The following is an 18,928-nucleotide window of genomic DNA, read 5'->3' on the forward strand; positions in this document are numbered from 1 at the left end:
AACAGTTACGGGTTCGTTTTATATTACAAATTCACATTGTGTTTTTCTTCAGATTGTACCTCTTTCAAAATATTTATCAACCTTTCATTTTCTCCTCGGTTCCGCACCGCCACCCGGTAATAATGACGGTTCAGCCCTTCAAAATTCTCACAGGCGCGAATCAAAATGCCATGCTCTAAACACCCCTGTTTGTAATCGCGCGAATCCTCATCCGGCGAACGGAACAACAGATAATTTGTCTGGGACGGATAAACGATAAATCCCAGTTCTTCCAGTTTTTCCGCCAGCCGCGGACGTTCCGTCTGCAAAGATTTAACCGTCCATTCCAGCAGATTTCCTTCTGAATGAGCCGCCAGTACCGCAAATGCCGCCACCCCGCCCGCCTGTGCCGGAGCCGAGACACTCCACGGCTGGCGGAACTTCTCGAGGCGTTCCCGGAGTCCGGCATTGGAGATGATGCCATAGCCCAGGCGAAGGCCTGCCATTGAGCAAATTTTGGTCAAGGCATTTAAGAGAATAACGTGATCTCCAACACCATTTAACAAATTTCCAACAAACGAACATTCTCTCCGTGTATCCAAAAACCACTGAAAACACTCGTCCAGCATAAGCCAGGTATGTGTTTCCCGGCAGACCTCCGCCAACCTTTCCAGCTCGGTGGCTGAAATAGCGCGCCCTGTCGGGTTATTGGGATTTCCGAGAATCAATATTTTTTCCCAGACGTTTTCATGTTTAGAGGATAAAGTTGGGACCGAATCTATCTTCGATGCATCCCCAGAGCCATCGCAAAGCATGGCATACAATTCTTCCCTCGTACTCTCCAGGGAAAATCCATTTTCTTCCCTTAAATGAAGCCACCGGATCTTGCAGCCGCACATCCGAAGCGCCTGCTCATACTCCGAAAATCCCGGTGCCAGCAAAATCGCCTGTTTGGGCCGAATCGCTGAGACAACTGCATATAAAATATCCGAAGCACCGTTTCCAAACACGAGCCAGTCCTTCGGAATCGGCGTGCCGTCTGCCTCATAAAAAGCAGCCGCTGCACGCCGCAGCTTCCGGCATAAAGCATCCGGATATTGTTCCCAAGCAGCCGACGATGCTATCACAGCATCACGGACAGCCTGCGGCATTCCAAGACGATTTGTATTGACTGAAAAATCTAACTCTACGGCTGCATCACCGTAAATATCGCCGCCGTGCGTGTATGGCATAGATGCTTCCTCCCTGTTGTTCCCTCTTTTTTGTGTATTCTTTATCTGGTTACTCTTTCCTTCGTTCGTTCTTTTTTTGATATTTTTATCTGTTTGATTGCTTCATTATTTGGATTTTTTGCCTTTTTTATATTCTTCTTTGTTAAAATTCCCTTATCAAAACAAAATCACGGCCCGCATCACCAGTGCCAGAAGTCCCATGATTCCCGCCGCTCCATACATCAGGCGGTTGACACGGCGGATGTCCTGCGGTTCAATCGGGTGTATCTCATCACCGATATATGGCTTCGGAACTAACTTGCCGAAATACCAGGCATCGCCCGCCAGTCGCAAGCCCAGCGCGCCGGCGCATGCCGACTCGGTCTGCGCGGAATTGGGGCTTTTGTGGTTCCGGCGATCACGCCGCCAGATACGGTAAGCATTCTTTCCGTCATATCGTAAAAGGTATGCAGCTACTATCAATAAAAGCGCTGCCAGGCGCGACGGAATCAGGTTTACCAGATCGTCCAGTTTTGCTGCCGCGCGTCCAAAATGCAGATACCTGTCATTTTTATATCCGACCATCGAATCCATCGTGTTGACTGCCTTGTACAGCCAGCCAAGAAGCGGACCTCCGATCGCCAGATAAAACAAAGGCGCAATCACTCCATCCGACGCATTTTCCGCTACCGTCTCAACTGCCGCCCGTGCGATCCCCGCCTCTGAAAGAGGTTTCGTATCGCGCCCGACAATCATCGACACTGCATAGCGGGCTCCCTCGATCTCTCCCGCCTCCAGCTTCCGGCAGACCGCCATGCTCTCATCCCGCAGGGAGCGCGCCGCCAGCAGATAGTAAGTCATGACCGCCTCGACTACTGTCTGAATCCAGATGCCGCCCAGACGGGAAATCCAGAGGATTGCGCCTGCCACACTGCCTGTCACAAGCAGCACCAGACACACAAAAAGAACGCCCGCGCGGCGTTCCCCCCGTTCCGTTGCATGCTTTTTTCCAGCTGGACGCAAATATTTTTCCAGCCACACAATCAGATTTCCGATCGCCCGGACCGGATGCGGCATCGAATGCGGATCACCCAGGCACAGATCCAGAAGATAACCTGCCAGAATCGCAGCTAAGTGATATCCGACCATTCTGCCTTCTATCATTCCTGTCAATACTTTACTGATTGCTGTCATTTTGTCTACTCCCAACTATTCTTTTATTTGATCCGCATTCCCAGACCGCAGATAACCCGGTGCACTTCCTCCGAATATGCGGCGATCCGCTGGCAAATGCGCCCGTCTGTCTCCCGATAATCGCGCTCAAATGCTTCCATCGGCACAATGCCGCAGCCGATTTCATCCGCCGTCACGAATGCATCCGGATTTTCCTGCATCAGGCGTTCTGCAAACACGTATGGATCGCGCCCGGCTTCCATCTCATGCCTCACAAACAGTTCAAAATGCGTGATCAGATCCGCCTGCATGATCGTCTGTTCGTCCGTTTCTAATCTCCCGTCCGCGATGCGTGCCGTAACTCTACACGCTTCTGGATTTTTCGATCGATTCAGAACGGTGGATAAGTCTTTTGTTTTCCTCCGTTCCAAAGTACGTTTTTCCCACAATTTCATCGCATACGCTGTCTTTCCTTGTTCCCTGCCGCCAATTATAAAAATCATTCTGCTTTTCCTCGCTTAAAAATTCAAAAATCGCAGGCACGTACCTGCCAGCCGCATCGCCGCCAGCACTAGCAGCACATTCCGCTCGCAGCTCTGCAGAAAATGCCCTGCCAGATCGCCGTTGATGCCGCCAAATTCCCGCATGGAAAAACGATAATAGCAAACAAAGGTTGCAAGAGCCGTCAACGCTGCCAGAGCGCCGCGCAGATGTCCCCAGTAAATCATCCAGCTGATCGCCAACACTGCTAAAACTGCCATACTCACGCGAACAACCTTTGTCTCGGCACTTCTGGAAAATTCAGCGGCAAGCCCGTCCTTTTTCGCCTTTGGAAATGCCACCACCGAATAGCCGCTGCAGGCACGTTCCAGCATAAGCGCCCCCGGCAGCAGCCACACATCTGCTCCCACAAGCTCAGAAACTGCTCCCGCATAGAGAAGCAGGTACAGCCCCAGACCGATGATCGCAAACGCCCCCGTATGGGGATCTTTTAAAATCGCCAGCTTTTTTTCCCGCTCGCCGTAGGAATGGCGCGCATCCGTCACATCGAGATACCCGTCCATATGGATTCCACCGGTAATCAATAGTGGAACTGCCGTCAACAGGCAGGTCCGGAACAGAACTCCAGCACCAAAAATTTCACAGAGCGCAAACGTGGCTATCTCTACCGCCCCGATCACCGCCCCGATCAGCGGAAAAAAACAAAGCGCATAGCGCATCCGCTCTTCCGTCCAGTCCATGCGCGGCATCGGAATGCGTGAATACATGGAAAATGCAATGACAAAACTTCCTATCAGATTCAATCTTCGATCCCCCTGACTCTATTCTGGCAACCATAACTTTAGCAGGCATTCCGCTCTGTTCCACTCACTGACTACCCTACATCTTTTGTCCTTTCATCGGCTGCAAAAACAGGTGTTGACACCGCAAGCGGAATTCCATACACCACTTCCGTCACCGAATCCGCCATCTGTCCCAGTTCCCGGTTGATCCGTCCCAGAAGCTCTATGTACCGCTCCGATTCCAGATCATACGTCACACCGTCCGAAAAGATCTCATTCGTTACAATGATAAGGTCATGGCACTGGTTTTGCAAGTGTTTTATTCCTTGCAGAATCCGCTCTTGCGCACCATTTTCCTGAGCATAAAATTCATTGAGGACAAGGTTGGACATACATTCAAGGAGAAGCACTGGTTTTTGTGACACTCGACAGGGCTCCCAGCGCTTCAAACTATCGTTTTCCTGTTCAGCGTCCAAACCAGCCGAATTGGACTCTTCGAATCTCTTCTCTAATTCTAATGTTTCCAACCCCGTATACCGCTCAATCGTCTCAAACCCTTTTGCCGCGCGCATCCGCCGATGGCGCTCCACCCGTTTTCTGCCTTCATCATCCCAAATCCGCATCGTCGCCAGATACCAGAGTGTCCCGCCAGTCCTATTCCGGCACTGCACGGCAGTCTGTTCAGCATATTCGGATTTGCCGCTGCCACTGCCGCCTGTAATTATATATAACATCGTTCATTTATCCTCATTTTCACTGAATTGTGGCAGCTTCCATGTTTTAAAAACATAAGCAAAAACTGTTTAAATCCGTATATCTCATCACATCAGCGGCTTATATTCCTCTATTTCCATCTCCGCAAACGTATCCATATCCCGGTAAATGGACAGCGCCATATCCAGCAGTGGAAACAGCGCCAGCGCCCCTGTACCTTCTCCGAGTCGAAGTCCCGCCTGGATAGCCGGAGTTACTCCTATCAAATCAAGCAGCCAGATAGACGCCGGTTCCGCCGATACATGGGCTGCCAGCATATAGTCCGTCGCTGCCGGTGCAATTCTTCCAGCAGCTGCCGCCGCAGCTGCCGCGATAACCCCGTCAATCACAACCGGAACATGATAGATGGCACCGCCCAAAAAAGCACCTGCCATCGCCGCCAGATCGAATCCGCCTACCTTTTGCAATACCTCCATGCCATCCATGGGATCCGGGTGATGCAGTCCGATTCCACGCCGGATTGCCTCCGTTTTCCGTTTCAATCCAGCCGAATCTAACCCCGCCCCAGCTCCAGTGACAAGTTCTGGATCCTTTTGCAGCAGAACCGATGCGACCGCACTGCTGGTCGTCGTATTGCCGATCCCCATTTCACCCACTGCAGACAAGCGGTACCCCTGCTCCTTCAGCACACGCACTGCATCGATTCCCGTCAAAATGGCTGTCAACACCTCCTGGCGCGTCATCGCTGCTGCTTTTGTAAAATTGGAAGTTCCACGGCGGATTTTCCGTTCCGTTAGGGGATGAAGTTCTCCCCGATGTTCTACCTCACAGGCAATTCCCATATCGATCGGAAACACATCTGTCTCTGCCTTTTCTGCCATCAGGCAGGAACAGCTCCTCCCGCGTGTCATATTCGAAACAACTGCCGCCGTAACCTCCTGCCCGGTCTGTGATACTCCTTCCTCGACTACCCCATTATCTGCGCAAAAAATTAAAAGCGCACGCTTGGAGAAGTCTGGCACTTCCTCCCCCTGCGCTGCCGCCGCCCGCACAATATCTTCCTCCAGGACTCCCAGACTGCCAAGCGGTTTTGCCACATGCCCCCAATGCTTTTCTGCCTGCTCCCGGATTGTCTTGTCCGCTGGTACAATCTGTTTCTTAAGCTGGTCAAACCGTATTTCCAGCTCTTTTTCCGAAAAATGCCGAAAATCTTCCAGGGATTCCAATGTCTTCATATTCTCCTGCTGCATCTATATGTTCCTCCCGTTTTCGTTTCCGCCCTTTTCCATGGGTCCGTGAACGGGCGTACCCTTTCAGTCTATCGTTTACCGGTTCAAAATTCCGCCTATGATTGTACCATCGACCGGAACAATACGCAAATACAAATTTGTTATCACACCGAAAGCACGAGAAACGACGTTACTGTTCACGCATACGTGCCCAGTAACGGAATTTGCCGTGGCTTCGCATTTAAATACGGCAAATTCCTGCTGCCACCACGTTTTCTTACGGCACTTTCGGTTTCAAAAGTGCCTACCTGTGAACAGTAACAAAACGACACCACCCATCCGGGCAGTGCCGTCTTTTTCAAGCCCATCTTATAAAATTCTATTCCACATATCCATACAAAAAATTATACAATCTCAGGAAGCGCAATCACTTAATCCTCACGCAACCCCTTTCAACATCCACTCATACGCATCATACGCCGTCCGCAGGGAAATCTCGGCAGTCTCTAGTTCTGCTTTTTTCTGCAGATAAGACGCCTCACCCTGTAAATACGTTGCTTTATTAATCGCACCGGACTGATACTTAATCTGGGTGGCGCCGTATGTTTTTTCGGCAGACTGGCAGGCTGCCTGCGCCGCGTCGCGTTCTAGGCTTAATGCCGCTATCTCAGCGTACTGCTCATCCGCTGAGGCGCTTGCGGCGCTCTCGGCTTCCTCGATCTGCTGGTGGCGCAGCTTGCGCGCCGCATCTCCGGTTGCGGAGTACCGTCTGGCTGATTTGACACTGGAACTTGCAATGACAGCTGCCGCGCGGTCCGCATTCAGATTCATAGAAGCCAGTTCCGTTGCCGATACGGCTGGAATTTCCCCCAGCGTAATAGAAGTTCCGCTCTTTCCAAGTAAAATGGCAAGCTGGCGCAGCGCCTTATTTGCCTGATCGGTCGTGGATTGTAATGCTGTCTGGGCGCTTAGCAGGTTTTTCTGAGCCTGCAGCAGATCCGTCTCCGTGCAAAGCCCCGCTGCCAGTTCCCGCTCTTTGCGATCCACCTGCGCCTGATAGTTCTCTGCCGTCTTGGCAGCCGCCTCCACCTCGTCCTGAAGCTGCCGGCAGGTGCCCCACTGGATCTGTGCGGTCTTTACGACCTGCCAGACCGTCCGGTTTCTGGACGCACGCTTGACGCCGAATTTAAGGAAGTGAGCGACTTTTTATACTGCTTCGCTGCCATCGACAGCGTTTGTGCATTTCGCTCATAGGTGCCGATCAGTGCCTCATCTCCGCCCGCATCTTCGAGCTCATCTGCTTTATAGCTCATATCCCGGGCACCGGAAATCATCGCATCGTAGGCTTCCTGGTAGACGGCAAGGCTGTCCTGATAACTGTATTCGGCGCTGACAGCCATTCCATTGCCGCGTCGCACCAGCGCCTCCAGTTCCCCGTACTCTATCACAGAATCCGCGAGCTGTTCCTCCGTATAGGAGCCGGACTGGCTGGCGATCGTGTTGTCTGCACTGTTTTCGGTTATGGTGCCATCTTCCAGCGCCGGACCATCTGCCTCGCTGTCTGAATCACTTTCTGTGCCGGAAATCAAAGGCGTTTTCGCCGCCTGCGCCGGGCTCGATACAAAAATACAAGCCGCCAGGGCAATTCCGAGCGAACGACTCAATCTGCTTTTTCCGATTCGTTTCACATTATGACCGTCTAGGTGCACATCCAAAGCACTTGCACCGCTTCGGTCTCTTTCTTGCCCCTTGCGCATCTTTTGCTCTGTCCCAGCTTCCGCGTTCGTCCATTTTCCTTTCAGATTTCGCATCATCCGCCTACCCCTTTCTACTGCGTGGACGCCAGGCCGTCCACCGCCCACTGGTAGGCGAGCTGCGCCTGGAGAAGCGACATCGCTGCCGTCTCTTTTGCCACGGATGCCGATTCATAGGAATAGGTTGCGCTCTGGTATGCGTTCTGGCTGATAAGTCCGGCTGCCAGCTTGCGGTCGTTGGTCTGTTTCGTCTTTTCTTCTAATTCAAGGCTGCGTTTTGCCTGTTCATACTGTGCCTCAGACAGCTTCAGATTCTGATAAGCCGACTGGACATTCGACTTGACTGCCTCCTTCCCGCTGGTCAGAGTTGTCTGGTACTGCTCTTTAAGGGTGCTTGTCATCGCATTGTTGACCTGACGTGCCAGAATCTTTAACTGATAATTATTTTCCTGTGCTTTCGCAATATCCTCTTCGAGGTTGACCGATGCACTCATCTGTTCCTGCGGGTCTGGTAATGCACCGATTTCTACTGATGCGCCATATTTCCATCCAAGCATCTGGCACAGGGATTCCTTCGTCGATGCAATATTGCTCTCCGCCGTCGTGATGGACGCCTGCGCCTTTAAAAGAGTCTCCTTGGCATCCAGCACATCCGTCTGGGTCGCGCTTCCGGATGAAAACTTTAAGTTTGCCGTCTCATAGTCTTTTTCTGCCTTGGACACGTGATTCTGCACACTCTTTAAGTTTTCCTGGGCATTCCAGTACTGGATCATCAGGTTCTGCGCCTGCTGTACCAACGATTTCTCGGTCTGCGTATACCCCCACGCCTTAACATTCGCATCATCGACGTTATTATCGCCCTGCTCGCGCATCTGAGTCGCGGAAGCCTCGCTTCTCTGTGCTGCCGCCAGCGAAGAACCATAGTTCGCATCGTCTGAATCCGGGTACTCGATACTGCTCTCGATCTCATCTGCCGCGTCATAATATTCCTGCGCGATCTCATTGCTGTCTTTGCCTTGATAATCCTTGTACTCGATCCGGTTCTTCTCCACTGTGCTGTTGTACTCATGGATCCGATCAGCAATCTCGTCAAATTCGAGCTTATCATCCTGCAGCGAAGCCCATTTTTCTGTGGAATATGCAAATTGCGGGCTGGCTGCCAATACCTGGACCGGCGCACCTGCCGCCAGGAATACTCCCAGTGAGCAGGCTGCCACGCCAGAGGCAATCCGGCGGGTCAGGCAGAATCTTCTATTTTGATTCATGTATGTCACTCCATTCCGTTCTATCTGATTTTAACAACCATTCCTATTCTGCTTTCATTTAACGCAGTTGTTTTCAGTCGTTTTTCCATTATTTTAACCATACCATATCTTCGTGTCATTTTTGTGAAATATCGCAACCGTTTCTTTCCTCACAGTTACGATATTGTTACTGTTCACGCATCGTGCCCAGTAACGGAATTTGCCGTGGCTTCGCATTTAAATACGGCAAATTCCTGCCGCCACCACGTTTTCTTACGGCACTTTCGGTTCCAAAAGTGCCTACCCGTGTACAGTAACACGATATTTCCGCAGCAAATATTTTATTTCCTACAATATTTTTTCAATTAACCTATATCTAATCCACATCCGGTATCTCTTCCTTCGGTTTCCGGCTCAGCAGTGCGTAATATACTGGAACCATGAAGAGCGCGACAATCACACCTGCGGTCAGACCGCCGATATCTACGATCGCCAGACCCTGTGTCGTGGAACCGCTGCTTCCGATTGCCAGTGCCATCGGAATCATCGAGAGGATGGTTGTCATACTTGTCATCAGAATCGGTCGGATACGGGTCGCACCTGCCTCAATGAGCGCTGTCCGCAGATCCATCGAGGAGCGATACTGGTTGACCGTATCCACGTAGAGAATACCGTTATTTACAACAGTTCCGACCAGAATCAGGAAGCCAAGCAGGGACGTCATACTGATGCTGACGCCGGTCAGCTTCAGTAATCCGAAGGAACCAACCAAACTGAACGGGATGGTCGTCATAACCATGATGGAAAACTTCACAGACTCAAACTGTGCCGCCATGACAACGAATACCAGGAATACTGCAATCGCAATCGCGCGGTACAGGGAGCTGAACTCACTCTTCATCATACGGTCACGGCTGTTCTGCCCAATGCTGATTGTACCGCTTAAGTTCGGAGTAATTACCTCACTGTTGATTTGCTGCTGTACATTATCACCGGTGTAATCGGCAGAGATTGTGATCTCATATGCACCGTCGGTTCTGGAAATCGAAGCCGGACTGTCCTCAAATACGACATTTGCCACATCGGTCAGTGCCACCTTCTGTCCGTTTGTTCCCGTCAAAATAATATCTTTTATGTTATCAACTGTCTCGTACTCGCCCTCCGGATACTCAACCGTTACCGTAATGTCCTCGCCGTCAATTTTAAGTGTCGTCGCGTCGATACCACTCAACATCTGGTTGATCGTCGTTCCGATGCTGGAAGCCGTAAGTCCATACGCCTTTGCCATGACCGGATCAACCTTCAGGGTAATGATCGGTGCATTATTCTCAATACTGGAATGGATGTTGATGACATCCGTTCTTGCTGTCATTTCCTTGACAATCTTATCACTAACTTCTTTTAATTCATCATACTGCGTGCCGTGAAGAATCACTTCATAGCCGCGCTGTCTTCCCATGAAGCTCATGGAAGTCGATGCCGATACGTCGATCGTACAGTTTGCAATGTTATCCATCTCTTTCTGCCACTGATCGGCTACATCGTCTGTTTTCATGGTACGGTCATCTTTCAGATAGGCACTGATCTCGCCGCTGTCTCCGTTGTAACGCAGCATGTACGAATCAACCTGGTTGCTCGCGGAAACAATCGCCTCCGCTTCTGCCAGCGCTTCCTCGATCTTTTCCTGTTTCAGACCCGGACGCGTCTCAATGCTGACACTGACCGTACCGGTATCATCCGATGTCATCAGCTCCGTCTGCATTCCGCTCGCCAGAATTACCGTCAGTACAAGTACCAGAACCGAAAATCCCATAACCATCGCTTTATGGTTTAACAGGCGGTCCATGATGCCGCGGTACCATTTCTGTAAACGTTCAATCGGACGTCCCATCAGGGCGCGCTTCGCCTCGCTCGGTTTGTAGAACAGATAACACAGCGGAACCACCGTCATCGCAGAAAGCAGGGACGCCGACATACAGAACACGATCGTGAATCCCAGCGGTTTGAACATCTGTCCGGTCATACCGTTTAAGAATGCTAGCGGCAGGAATACGACACAGGTCGTGATCGTCGAACCGATGATCGAGTTGATGACAATGCCGGTTCCGTGAAGCGCTGCTGAAAAATAGCCAAGCGCCCCCTTGTCTTCCTGCTCCGCCGTTGCACGGAAACAGCTCTCCAGTACAACGATCGAGTTATCGACCATCATGCCGACGCCGAGTACCAGCGCACTCATCGTGATAACGTTCAACGAAAATCCTGCCATCGTGATCGCAATCAAGGACATCAAAATCGAAGTCGGAATCGAGCTTCCGACGATCAGGGACGCCTTATAATCGCCAAAGAACAGGAAAATGATGAACATGGAGATGATAACCGCCAGAACCATTGTCTCTGCTACGTCTTTTAAGGAATCAAGAATCGTGTCAGATGTATCATTTGCAACCGTGATCGTCAGATCCGAATCATCTGCCATCAATTCTTCAACTTTCTCTTTGACAGCCGAGGACACTTCCATATCTGTGCTGTCCTGCTGCTTCTGAATCGAAATGGAGATCGTCTCCTGACCGTTGTAACGGGAAATGCCGCCCCGGTCTTTCGTTGCCTCATATACATTTGCCACATCCGACAGAGAAATAATCTGTCCTGCCGGCGTCTTGATTGGAATATCCTGCAGCTCATTTACCTGTTCTGTTTTTAAGGAGGTAGTAACGGAAAGCTCCAGGTTTCCGGCATCTGCCTCACCCGACGGGGATGCCACGTTTGCATCGCTGATCGCACTCGCAACATCCTGCATGGTCAGATTGTACTGATCCATTTTTTCAGACTGTAATTCAATGCTGACATACTTAGAAGAACCGCCTCGCGTCTCAATGTTTGCAATTGAAGAAATTCGCTCTAATTCAGGTACTATCTTCTGATCCACATAATCGTAGAGGTTTGTCTGCGTTTTATGTGCAATCGAAAGCATCATGCTGTCTCCTTGATTGGAGTTCATCGACATAACGCTCGGTTCCACATCATCCGGCAGCTCCCGCTGAATATTGTCCAGTTTCTGCTTTAAGTTGTCATACGCCTCATCCATATCGGTGCCGTAATCGTACTGAAGCATGACCATCGAACGTCCATCGCTCGATGTGGAGGAAATCGTGTCCACGCCCTCTAGCGTGCCGATCGCATCCTCGATCGGTTCGGTTACCAGCTCGCTGATATCCTCCGGTCCTGCGCCTGAATAATTTGCCATGATAATCAGCATCGGCGTCTCCATATCCGGCATCTGCTCCAGCTTTGCCGAAAAGACCGATGAAATACCGAATACAACCAGACACAACAGAGCCATGACAGTAGTAACCGGATGTTTCAGGATATATTTCGTTACTCCCATGTCTTACATTCCTCCTGTCCTACTGTTTCTGTCCATTTTTTGCATCGTTCGGAGCACCTGCATCACCCGCAGGCTGATCGTTTCCGCCATCTGCCGGAGCACCCGCTTTCTGTCCATTTTCAGACCCTGCCGAGGCATCAGCTTTTTGGTTTCCAGCTTCATCCGCTGCTGCCGCATCTGTTTCTTCACCCTTTAAGTTAACAGTTGAACCCTCATAAAGCTGGGAACTCCATGTACTGATGACGAGATCATCTGCCGTCAGCCCCGACTTGATCTCCGCCAGCTCTGTATTATAAAGCCCCACTTCGACTTCCACTTTATGTACCGTTCCGTCCTGGTAAACATAGACATTTCCAACGCCGTTATCATAGTAGATCGCATCTACCGGCACGGTCATGACATTCTCTGCACGCTCAGAAGTTACTGTTACCTTGACAGTACTTCCCGTTGAAAGGCTGTTCGCCTCCGGCAGCTCTGCCTTTATCTTAAACAGACCGTTGCTCTCGTCCGCCATGCTGCTGACATCGGTAATCACACCATCATAAGTCGTTCCATCTTTTACAATCGTCATCGCGTCGCCCTGGTTTAAGTTGCTCATAACACGCTCGGATACGTAGAACGATACCCTTTTATCTCCCTCACCGGAGATAACGCAGAGCTGCGCCTGCTGGTTGACATGATCATATACATCAATATCCATCGTCTCAATCTTGCCGGAGATCGGTGCGGTCACGGAACTGTATTCCACCTGACGGTCGTAGTTTAATTTTGCCGATTCATAATTTAACTGTGCCGTCTTCGCCTGGTTCTGGTACTGCTCCCATTCCTGATCAGAAATATCTCCTCCCTGATAAAGAAGCTGCATACGGCTTAAATTGCTCTGTGCCTCGGTCAGGTTAACAGAGGCGGAGTCCATCGCATTTTTCGCCGTCTCAACCTGTTCGGTATTGATCGTACAGAGAAGCTGACCCGCTGTTACCATATCACCGACGCTGACGTTGACACCCGTCACATCGCCGGATGCCTTCGCATAGACATAGACAACGTCCGATGCCTCGACAGTACCGGATGTGCTGGTTGTCCGCTCGATCGTTCCGATCTTTGGATTCTCAGCCGCAACCGTCGCCACATTGTCCATCTGCGTGTCCTGCATGCCGCCCGGACCTCCCGGACCGCCGCCTGGACCTCCTTTGCTGCCGCCCTTGAAACGCATAAAAAGCGCCGTAAGTACGATCAGCACCACCACCGCGATGATGGCTGTTTTCTTTTTATTCTGCTTTGCCGCTTCCATCAGAGAAGATAGTTTACTCATTTCGCATATTCCTTTCTGGTTTTTCCTAATTGTCCCTAGTATAACATCCCATTTTTAAACGAGTTTCAACTACATATAAACTGAATGTAAACGAACCATGAAAAAAATGTGTTGCACCGTTCACAATCAGTTTAAACTTATGTGGTATAATATGAGCACTTAGTGAGGTCTTTTCGAACTTAGTGCGAGTCATACCTAAGTCCTTAATGAAGCCGAGCCGAAGGTGAGAGCTGAATTTAGTACTTATGGTATACTATGAGTATTTATGATATTACATCTTTTTAATTGAATTATAGGGAGGATTTACGGATATGTTTCACATTCTCGTGGTAGAAGATGATGCGAAACTGCGTTCCCTGTTCTGCACGGTACTCACCAACAATGGTTATCTGGCGCTTCCGGCAGAAAGCGGCGAAAAAGCATTATCTCTTTTAGATTCTGAATATGTAGATCTCATTATTTCGGATATTATGATGCCCGGAATGGACGGATATGAACTGATTGAGCACCTGCGGACGAGTGGATTTACGATGCCGATCCTGATTATCACCGCCAAAGAGCGCTTCGAAGACAAGCAGCGCGGCTTTCAGGCAGGCACGGATGACTACATGGTGAAGCCGATCGATGTCAATGAGATGGTTCTGCGGGTTGGCGCCCTGCTCAAACGCGCCAAGATCGCGACGGAGCATCGGATTGTCTGCCAAAATACGATTCTCGACTACGATGCACTGACGGTCACGGTCAACGGACAGGAGACGCTTCTGCCTCAGAAAGAATTTTATCTTCTATATAAATTACTTTCTTATCCAAATAAGATTTTCACGAGGCAGCAGCTCATGGACGAAATCTGGGGGCTTGACTCGACAACCGACGAACGGACGGTCGATGTGCATGTCAACCGGCTGCGCGAACGGTTTAAAAACTGCGATGATTTTATCATCATGACCGTGCGGGGTCTCGGCTATAAGGCGGTGAAAACAGAAGCATGATCAGCAAGAACTTTACCAAATATTTCCAGATTCCACTCTACTGGCTGACCCTCCTGGTCTTTTTCTTCCTGGTGTCCTCGTTGATACCGATGCTGACCGGATATTTTGTCTCGCTGCTCACAAGCGGAACAGATAAACACGAAGTTTTTCGGATTTTCGGTCCGAATTTTCCGCGTCTGATGTCATTTTTGAGCAGCCTTGCGTTCAGTATCGCGCTGTCGCTGTTCCTCTGGTCGAAAATCCTCTGCCCGATCGGTTCCATCAGCCTTGCCGCTAAGCAGGTAGCAGACGGAGACTTTTCTGTTCATGTGCCAAATTCGAAGTCTTTGCAGGCGATCTGTGAACTAACCGACAATTTTAACCGTATGGTGCAGGAGTTAAACAGCATCGAATCGCTGCGAAATGATTTCGTGACCACGGTTTCCCATGAGTTCAAGACACCGCTCGCCGCCATCGAGGGCTATGCGACATTGCTGCAGGATCCATCTCTCTCAGAAGCGGACCGGAATGAATACACGCGCATCATCATCGACAGCACGCGCCAGCTCACCACGATGACCGGCAACATTCTTCTGCTTTCCCGCCTGGAAAAGCAGGAGATCGTGACCGGCCGCACGACGTTCAGCCTCGACGAACAAATCCGGCAGGCGATTCTTCTGCTGGAACCGCTCTGGGAGAAAAAGCATCTGAATCTCGACATTGATTTGACGGCGTGCAAATTTTACGGCAACTGTGAGATGCTGCAGCAGGTCTGGATCAATCTCCTGCAAAATGCCATCAAATTCACCCCGGCTGGCGGTATGCTTTCTGCCAAACTCGTTATCACAGGAGATAAGGTGCGTGTCTCCATCCGCGATACCGGCGTTGGCATGGATGACGCCACGATGAAACGGATCTTTGAAAAATTTTACAGCAGGAGCTCTGATCCCAATGAAAAGGGCAACGGGCTGGGACTTTCCATCACGAAACGGATCATCGACCTGATGCACGGTACCATCGAGGTATCCAGCCAGGTGGACGAGGGTAGCTGCTTTACAGTGATTCTGCCGCTTGAAAAAGCATAGAATCTCATCGGCAAAACATATTGTACCCGACAATCATCAGAGAAATGGCGATGCTGACCCATAGAAAATTCTTTGGGAAAATGAGCACCAGGGTCATGCCAAATCCCATTGAAAAAAGGACTAAACCAAATAAACGCTTCATAGAATGATACCTCTCTGAAATGTCTGTTTTCAAAAGAAGTTAAATAGCAGGCGATCATTGCCAGAGACATCTGACATTCGATCGTGTGCTATGATCATTCTATGAAGCGTTTTGATTTTAATTTCTTTATTTCTTCTCTTCCATCTCGCCCGCCATTTTCTCAGCTGTCTGCATCGTCTCCGCATCGATCGGTCCGGTGCTTCCGCCGACAAATTTATTGACGAGATCCGGTGCCATGTCGAGAACCTTGGTCAATGCATCCTGATGCTTGATATTGACCACCTTCGTCATGCCATTCTGAATGACCAGCACCGCGCTCGGCGTCATCTTGGCGCTCATGCCGCCCGCATTCTTCTCTTTCGCCGACTGACCAAACGCGCCCGCCGCCATGCCGCAGGTTACATCCACGAGTGGAAGTATAATCGCATCGCCAACTGTCACCGGCTCTCCCACGACTGTCTTTGTTGTGACGAACTCATCCATACCCTGAAATAATGCACCGATTGTCGATGCAAACTGATTGTCTGCCATATTATCTTCCTCCTCGGTTTCTATATTTATAAACCTGTGTCCGTACATTCTTATCCATCCAGATCCGAAGCGCCATCAATGCCAGCACGCCAATCTGGACTCTGCCCCGGAACGAAAGCTCCCCGTCCAGCGCATTTGCATCCATAACCGGAGTCAAATCAATCTTCTTTCCGTAAACTGGATACAAAAAAGCCGCCACACTCAAAATTTGTCCCATCAAATAAGGATCCTCCATGCCAAACGTAACCTGCCCGGACAACTTTCTGGGAAATATATGCCGCAGAACTCGCATGAGCTGGCGTTTGATCAGGCGAAATGACTTCTGATTTTCTTCATTTTCTATAAATGCAAGGACGGATTGGCGTTTGTGCTCCAGGTTGTTGATTCGGGTAAGCAGCTTTGAGAGGGATTGCCGCAGGGCGCTCCATTTTTGTTTGAACCAGCTAATGATTCTATGAAGGAACGATTCACGCTTTTCCTGGCTGGGATTTGATTTTAATTCATTCTTTGCCCGATGCGTTTCTCCTTCTGCCTCGGACACTCCCGCCTCCTTCACATCTGGAAATGCATCTGCATTCTTCACAGCTGGAGACATTTCCGCCTCCCTCTGTGCACTCCGTCTCTTCACCGCCTCCTCCAGCAGCCTGGCAGTTTCCTCCGCTTTCTCGATCGCGGCGTCTGTCTTCTCCGATGCTGCTTCCGCCCGCAAAATCAGTTCACCGGTGTCTAAATCACCATCCTCTGTTTTCTCCTGCGCATTTACAAATTCCAGCTCATCCGAATCGGCTGCCTGCGTGCCTTCCCGCACACGCCCAGATTCCGTATCTTTCTCTTCACTCTCACTCCCAAAAATCCGGAATCCAAACAACTTAACCGCATATCGAAGCCCATTTTCATAAGCAATCCGCAGCGACACCGCATGAAGCAACCAATGGATATGCAGATGCACGCCAAAATCCTTGATACTGTGGTAGCTTCCGTTCCCCCGGTATCGAATCGGGACAAATAAAACCGCCAGCAGGCACAAAAACAACAGTCCCAGAATGACAAGAAGCAGGATTCCGAGTATTTTCAAGATTATGAACAAAATATGCAGCAATCCATCCCCTCCCACTTCTTATTCTTTCATTGACAAATTCATGTATCAGCTCTGTATCATATGATGTTGGTGTCAAAAGACATTTTCAGTCCAAAAAATCTTCATCAAAGGCTGCAAAATACTTACCTCTTTTTTCTCAGCCTGTCTTCCTTCTCTCTCAGATACGTCTTCACATCAAATCCACCCGTCTCGCGGTACGTCTCATCCACAATCCGCCCCACCGTCTCCACGGCATCCTGGTAGCTCGCGCCGACCCCTACGATCAGCAGATCCGCCTGCTCCCGGTAATAATTCTGCCGGAGCACATAGGCAGGCAGGATATCAAGCAGGTTGTGTCCGCCTGAGGCAGGCGTGATCACGTGAACGCCCGGCTGTACCTTTCCGAGGCGGAGTTTCTGTAGAATCGAAAAACGATGCTTTTTAGCAGTTTCTCCCAGATACAGATATTTATACCAAATCATCGTCCCCGCCTCCTAAAAAAGGAGAGCCTGATCCATGACGCTCTAAAAACAGCTCGTTTCCGGCTATTTCTCCCCGCCTGTCAGCTCTCCCTCCTTTACATGATCAATCTTTTTTATAATTCTTAATAATCGACCGTCTCAGCAGATCCAGTGCCTGAATCACCGTCTGCTCACGCACCTTCTCGCGGTTTCCGCGGAAATGGTATTCCTCTACTTTGACTTTATCCTTCATATAACATGCGATATAGACGAGTCCCACCGGTTTCTCCTCGGTTCCGCCGTCCGGTCCGGCGATGCCGGTCACAGCGATACAGGCATCCGCATCCGTCGTAAATACACCGCCTGCAGCCATCTCACGCGCCGTCTGTTCGCTGACCGCGCCGTATTTTTTCAGGGTCGCCTTGCTGACGCCCAGGATCTTTTTCTTTGCCTTGTTGGAATACGTCACGTATCCCTCGTTAAAGACCTCTGAAGCCCCCGGCACGTTGACGATGCGTCCGGCGATCAGACCGCCTGTGCAGGACTCTGCGGTTGTCACAGTCAGGTCGTATTTCTTTAAGAGGCGGACAACGACATCCTCCAGATTCTCATGCTCATCCGTCGTGTAAACCGCATTACCGAACCGTTTCTTGATCTCTTTGATAACCGGTTTTAACAGCTGTTTTGCCGCGTCTTCGCTCTCGGCTCTCGCGGTCACGCGCAGATGTACTTCTTTCGTCTTTGCATAGGTCGCAATCGTCGGGTTCGTCTGCTGGTCGATGAGGTCGAGAAGCATCTCCTCCACCTTGCTCTCCCCGTATCCGCAGATTTTGAGCATCTGGGAATAGATCACACAGTCAGATCGTTTCTGAATATAAGCACAAACCTGATCTTCCACCATCGGATACAGTTCGTTCGGCGGTCCCGGAAGAAGAATCGCGGTCTTACCGTTTTTCTCCAGGGCAAGTCCCGGAGCTGTGCCGTTTGTGTTGGAAAATACCACCGCGCCCTCCGGCACCAGCGCCTGACGCCAGTTGCTATCCGGAATATCGGTGCGCTTGCGCTGCCGGTACCAGTCCTCCAGATGTGCCCGCACCTCCGGATCCTCGACTAACGGCATTCCCATCAGCTCCGCGCAGACATCCTTCGTGATATCATCCTCCGTCGGTCCCAGACCGCCGCCGATGATAACGAGATCGGCTCTTGAGAGCGCCGTCCGGAAGACTTCTGTCATACGCTCCCGGTTGTCCCCTACCGTCGTCTGGTAATAGACGTTAAGCCCCAGCTTTGCACACGTTTCCGATAAATACTGCGCATTGGTATTGACGATATTGCCAAGCAGCAGCTCTGTTCCTACCGAGATCAGTTCGACTATCATA

Annotated in this window: 17 protein-coding genes; 2 read left to right on the top strand and 15 right to left on the bottom strand. The window is 50.4% G+C overall.

Features of this window, described 5'->3' with window-relative positions; translation table 11 throughout:
* Positions 1 to 23: 23 nt before the first annotated feature.
* The 11 genes from DWZ16_RS06745 to DWZ16_RS06795 all read right to left on the bottom strand — a co-directional run bounded on the left by DWZ16_RS06745 (position 24) and on the right by DWZ16_RS06795 (position 13,284).
* The gene (locus tag DWZ16_RS06745; RefSeq protein WP_118482157.1) at positions 24 to 1,211 is read right to left on the bottom strand and encodes a pyridoxal phosphate-dependent aminotransferase; all 1,188 of its coding nucleotides are present in this window, start codon (positions 1,209 to 1,211) and stop codon (positions 24 to 26) included.
* A gap of 156 nt (positions 1,212 to 1,367) precedes the next feature.
* Positions 1,368 to 2,384 (bottom strand): adenosylcobinamide-phosphate synthase CbiB, encoded by a 1,017-nt coding sequence (cbiB, locus tag DWZ16_RS06750; RefSeq protein WP_243015300.1) that lies wholly within the window; start codon positions 2,382 to 2,384, stop codon positions 1,368 to 1,370.
* Positions 2,385 to 2,407: 23 nt separating this feature from the next.
* Positions 2,408 to 2,866 carry a bifunctional adenosylcobinamide kinase/adenosylcobinamide-phosphate guanylyltransferase gene (locus DWZ16_RS06755; RefSeq protein WP_118482158.1) on the bottom strand — a complete coding sequence of 153 codons (459 nt, stop codon included), beginning with the start codon at positions 2,864 to 2,866 and terminating at the stop codon, positions 2,408 to 2,410.
* A 15-nt stretch (positions 2,867 to 2,881) separates the two neighbouring features.
* A complete protein-coding gene (locus tag DWZ16_RS06760) occupies positions 2,882 to 3,667 on the bottom strand; it encodes an adenosylcobinamide-GDP ribazoletransferase (protein WP_118482159.1) in 786 nt (261 codons plus the stop codon).
* Positions 3,668 to 3,738: 71 nt separating this feature from the next.
* Positions 3,739 to 4,380 (bottom strand): bifunctional adenosylcobinamide kinase/adenosylcobinamide-phosphate guanylyltransferase, encoded by a 642-nt coding sequence (locus DWZ16_RS06765; protein ID WP_118482160.1) that lies wholly within the window; start codon positions 4,378 to 4,380, stop codon positions 3,739 to 3,741.
* Positions 4,381 to 4,467: 87 nt separating this feature from the next.
* Positions 4,468 to 5,610: a nicotinate-nucleotide--dimethylbenzimidazole phosphoribosyltransferase gene (gene cobT, locus DWZ16_RS06770; RefSeq protein ID WP_118482161.1), complete on the bottom strand. Its 1,143-nt coding sequence runs from the start codon at positions 5,608 to 5,610 to the stop codon at positions 4,468 to 4,470.
* Positions 5,611 to 6,027: 417 nt separating this feature from the next.
* Positions 6,028 to 6,714, bottom strand: a complete 687-nt coding sequence (locus DWZ16_RS06775) for a TolC family protein (RefSeq protein WP_118482162.1) — start codon at positions 6,712 to 6,714, stop codon at positions 6,028 to 6,030.
* Between the two features lie 11 nt (positions 6,715 to 6,725).
* The gene (locus tag DWZ16_RS06780; RefSeq protein WP_147353404.1) at positions 6,726 to 7,277 is read right to left on the bottom strand and encodes a hypothetical protein; all 552 of its coding nucleotides are present in this window, start codon (positions 7,275 to 7,277) and stop codon (positions 6,726 to 6,728) included.
* Between the two features lie 140 nt (positions 7,278 to 7,417).
* Positions 7,418 to 8,608, bottom strand: coding sequence for a TolC family protein (locus DWZ16_RS06785; RefSeq protein WP_118482164.1), 1,191 nt, complete (start codon positions 8,606 to 8,608; stop codon positions 7,418 to 7,420).
* A gap of 355 nt (positions 8,609 to 8,963) precedes the next feature.
* A complete protein-coding gene (locus tag DWZ16_RS06790) occupies positions 8,964 to 11,972 on the bottom strand; it encodes an efflux RND transporter permease subunit (RefSeq protein ID WP_118522485.1) in 3,009 nt (1,002 codons plus the stop codon).
* A gap of 19 nt (positions 11,973 to 11,991) precedes the next feature.
* The gene (locus tag DWZ16_RS06795) at positions 11,992 to 13,284 is read right to left on the bottom strand and encodes an efflux RND transporter periplasmic adaptor subunit (RefSeq protein WP_243015301.1); all 1,293 of its coding nucleotides are present in this window, start codon (positions 13,282 to 13,284) and stop codon (positions 11,992 to 11,994) included.
* A 311-nt stretch (positions 13,285 to 13,595) separates the two neighbouring features.
* Between DWZ16_RS06795 and DWZ16_RS06800 the strand changes: the two genes are divergently transcribed.
* On the top strand, positions 13,596 to 14,273 hold the full coding sequence (locus DWZ16_RS06800) for a response regulator transcription factor (RefSeq protein WP_118482165.1): 678 nt from the start codon (positions 13,596 to 13,598) through the stop codon (positions 14,271 to 14,273).
* A complete protein-coding gene (locus tag DWZ16_RS06805; protein WP_118482166.1) occupies positions 14,270 to 15,337 on the top strand; it encodes a sensor histidine kinase in 1,068 nt (355 codons plus the stop codon). The genes DWZ16_RS06800 and DWZ16_RS06805 overlap by 4 nt, the downstream gene beginning before the upstream one ends.
* 268 nt (positions 15,338 to 15,605) lie before the next feature.
* Here the strand turns inward: DWZ16_RS06805 and DWZ16_RS06810 are convergent, their stop codons facing one another.
* From DWZ16_RS06810 to DWZ16_RS06825, 4 genes are all read right to left on the bottom strand, one after another.
* Positions 15,606 to 16,010, bottom strand: a complete 405-nt coding sequence (locus DWZ16_RS06810) for a GerW family sporulation protein (protein ID WP_022360264.1) — start codon at positions 16,008 to 16,010, stop codon at positions 15,606 to 15,608.
* Between the two features lies 1 nt (position 16,011).
* Positions 16,012 to 17,109, bottom strand: a complete 1,098-nt coding sequence (locus DWZ16_RS06815) for a hypothetical protein (RefSeq protein WP_118482167.1) — start codon at positions 17,107 to 17,109, stop codon at positions 16,012 to 16,014.
* Positions 17,110 to 17,231: 122 nt separating this feature from the next.
* Positions 17,232 to 17,570: a hypothetical protein gene (locus DWZ16_RS06820; RefSeq protein WP_022360266.1), complete on the bottom strand. Its 339-nt coding sequence runs from the start codon at positions 17,568 to 17,570 to the stop codon at positions 17,232 to 17,234.
* Between the two features lie 103 nt (positions 17,571 to 17,673).
* Positions 17,674 to 18,927: a competence/damage-inducible protein A gene (locus DWZ16_RS06825; protein WP_106999954.1), complete on the bottom strand. Its 1,254-nt coding sequence runs from the start codon at positions 18,925 to 18,927 to the stop codon at positions 17,674 to 17,676.
* Position 18,928: the final 1 nt, after the last annotated feature.

Source organism: Clostridium sp. AF29-8BH, from assembly GCF_003478145.1.
In the GTDB taxonomy this organism is placed as follows: Bacteria; Bacillota; Clostridia; order Lachnospirales; family Lachnospiraceae; genus Otoolea; species Otoolea fessa.

Coding starts and splice junctions, on each gene's coding strand:
- DWZ16_RS06745 (WP_118482157.1), bottom strand. CDS start 1,211: ATGCCATACACGCACGGCGGCGATATTTACGGTGATGCAGCCGTAGAG.
- cbiB (WP_243015300.1), bottom strand. CDS start 2,384: ATGACAGCAATCAGTAAAGTATTGACAGGAATGATAGAAGGCAGAATG.
- DWZ16_RS06755 (WP_118482158.1), bottom strand. CDS start 2,866: ATGATTTTTATAATTGGCGGCAGGGAACAAGGAAAGACAGCGTATGCG.
- DWZ16_RS06765 (WP_118482160.1), bottom strand. CDS start 4,380: ATGTTATATATAATTACAGGCGGCAGTGGCAGCGGCAAATCCGAATAT.
- cobT (WP_118482161.1), bottom strand. CDS start 5,610: ATGCAGCAGGAGAATATGAAGACATTGGAATCCCTGGAAGATTTTCGG.
- DWZ16_RS06785 (WP_118482164.1), bottom strand. CDS start 8,608: ATGAATCAAAATAGAAGATTCTGCCTGACCCGCCGGATTGCCTCTGGC.
- DWZ16_RS06790 (WP_118522485.1), bottom strand. CDS start 11,972: ATGGGAGTAACGAAATATATCCTGAAACATCCGGTTACTACTGTCATG.
- DWZ16_RS06795 (WP_243015301.1), bottom strand. CDS start 13,284: ATGAGTAAACTATCTTCTCTGATGGAAGCGGCAAAGCAGAATAAAAAG.
- DWZ16_RS06800 (WP_118482165.1), top strand. CDS start 13,596: ATGTTTCACATTCTCGTGGTAGAAGATGATGCGAAACTGCGTTCCCTG.
- DWZ16_RS06805 (WP_118482166.1), top strand. CDS start 14,270: ATGATCAGCAAGAACTTTACCAAATATTTCCAGATTCCACTCTACTGG.
- DWZ16_RS06810 (WP_022360264.1), bottom strand. CDS start 16,010: ATGGCAGACAATCAGTTTGCATCGACAATCGGTGCATTATTTCAGGGT.
- DWZ16_RS06820 (WP_022360266.1), bottom strand. CDS start 17,570: ATGATTTGGTATAAATATCTGTATCTGGGAGAAACTGCTAAAAAGCAT.
- DWZ16_RS06825 (WP_106999954.1), bottom strand. CDS start 18,927: ATGATAGTCGAACTGATCTCGGTAGGAACAGAGCTGCTGCTTGGCAAT.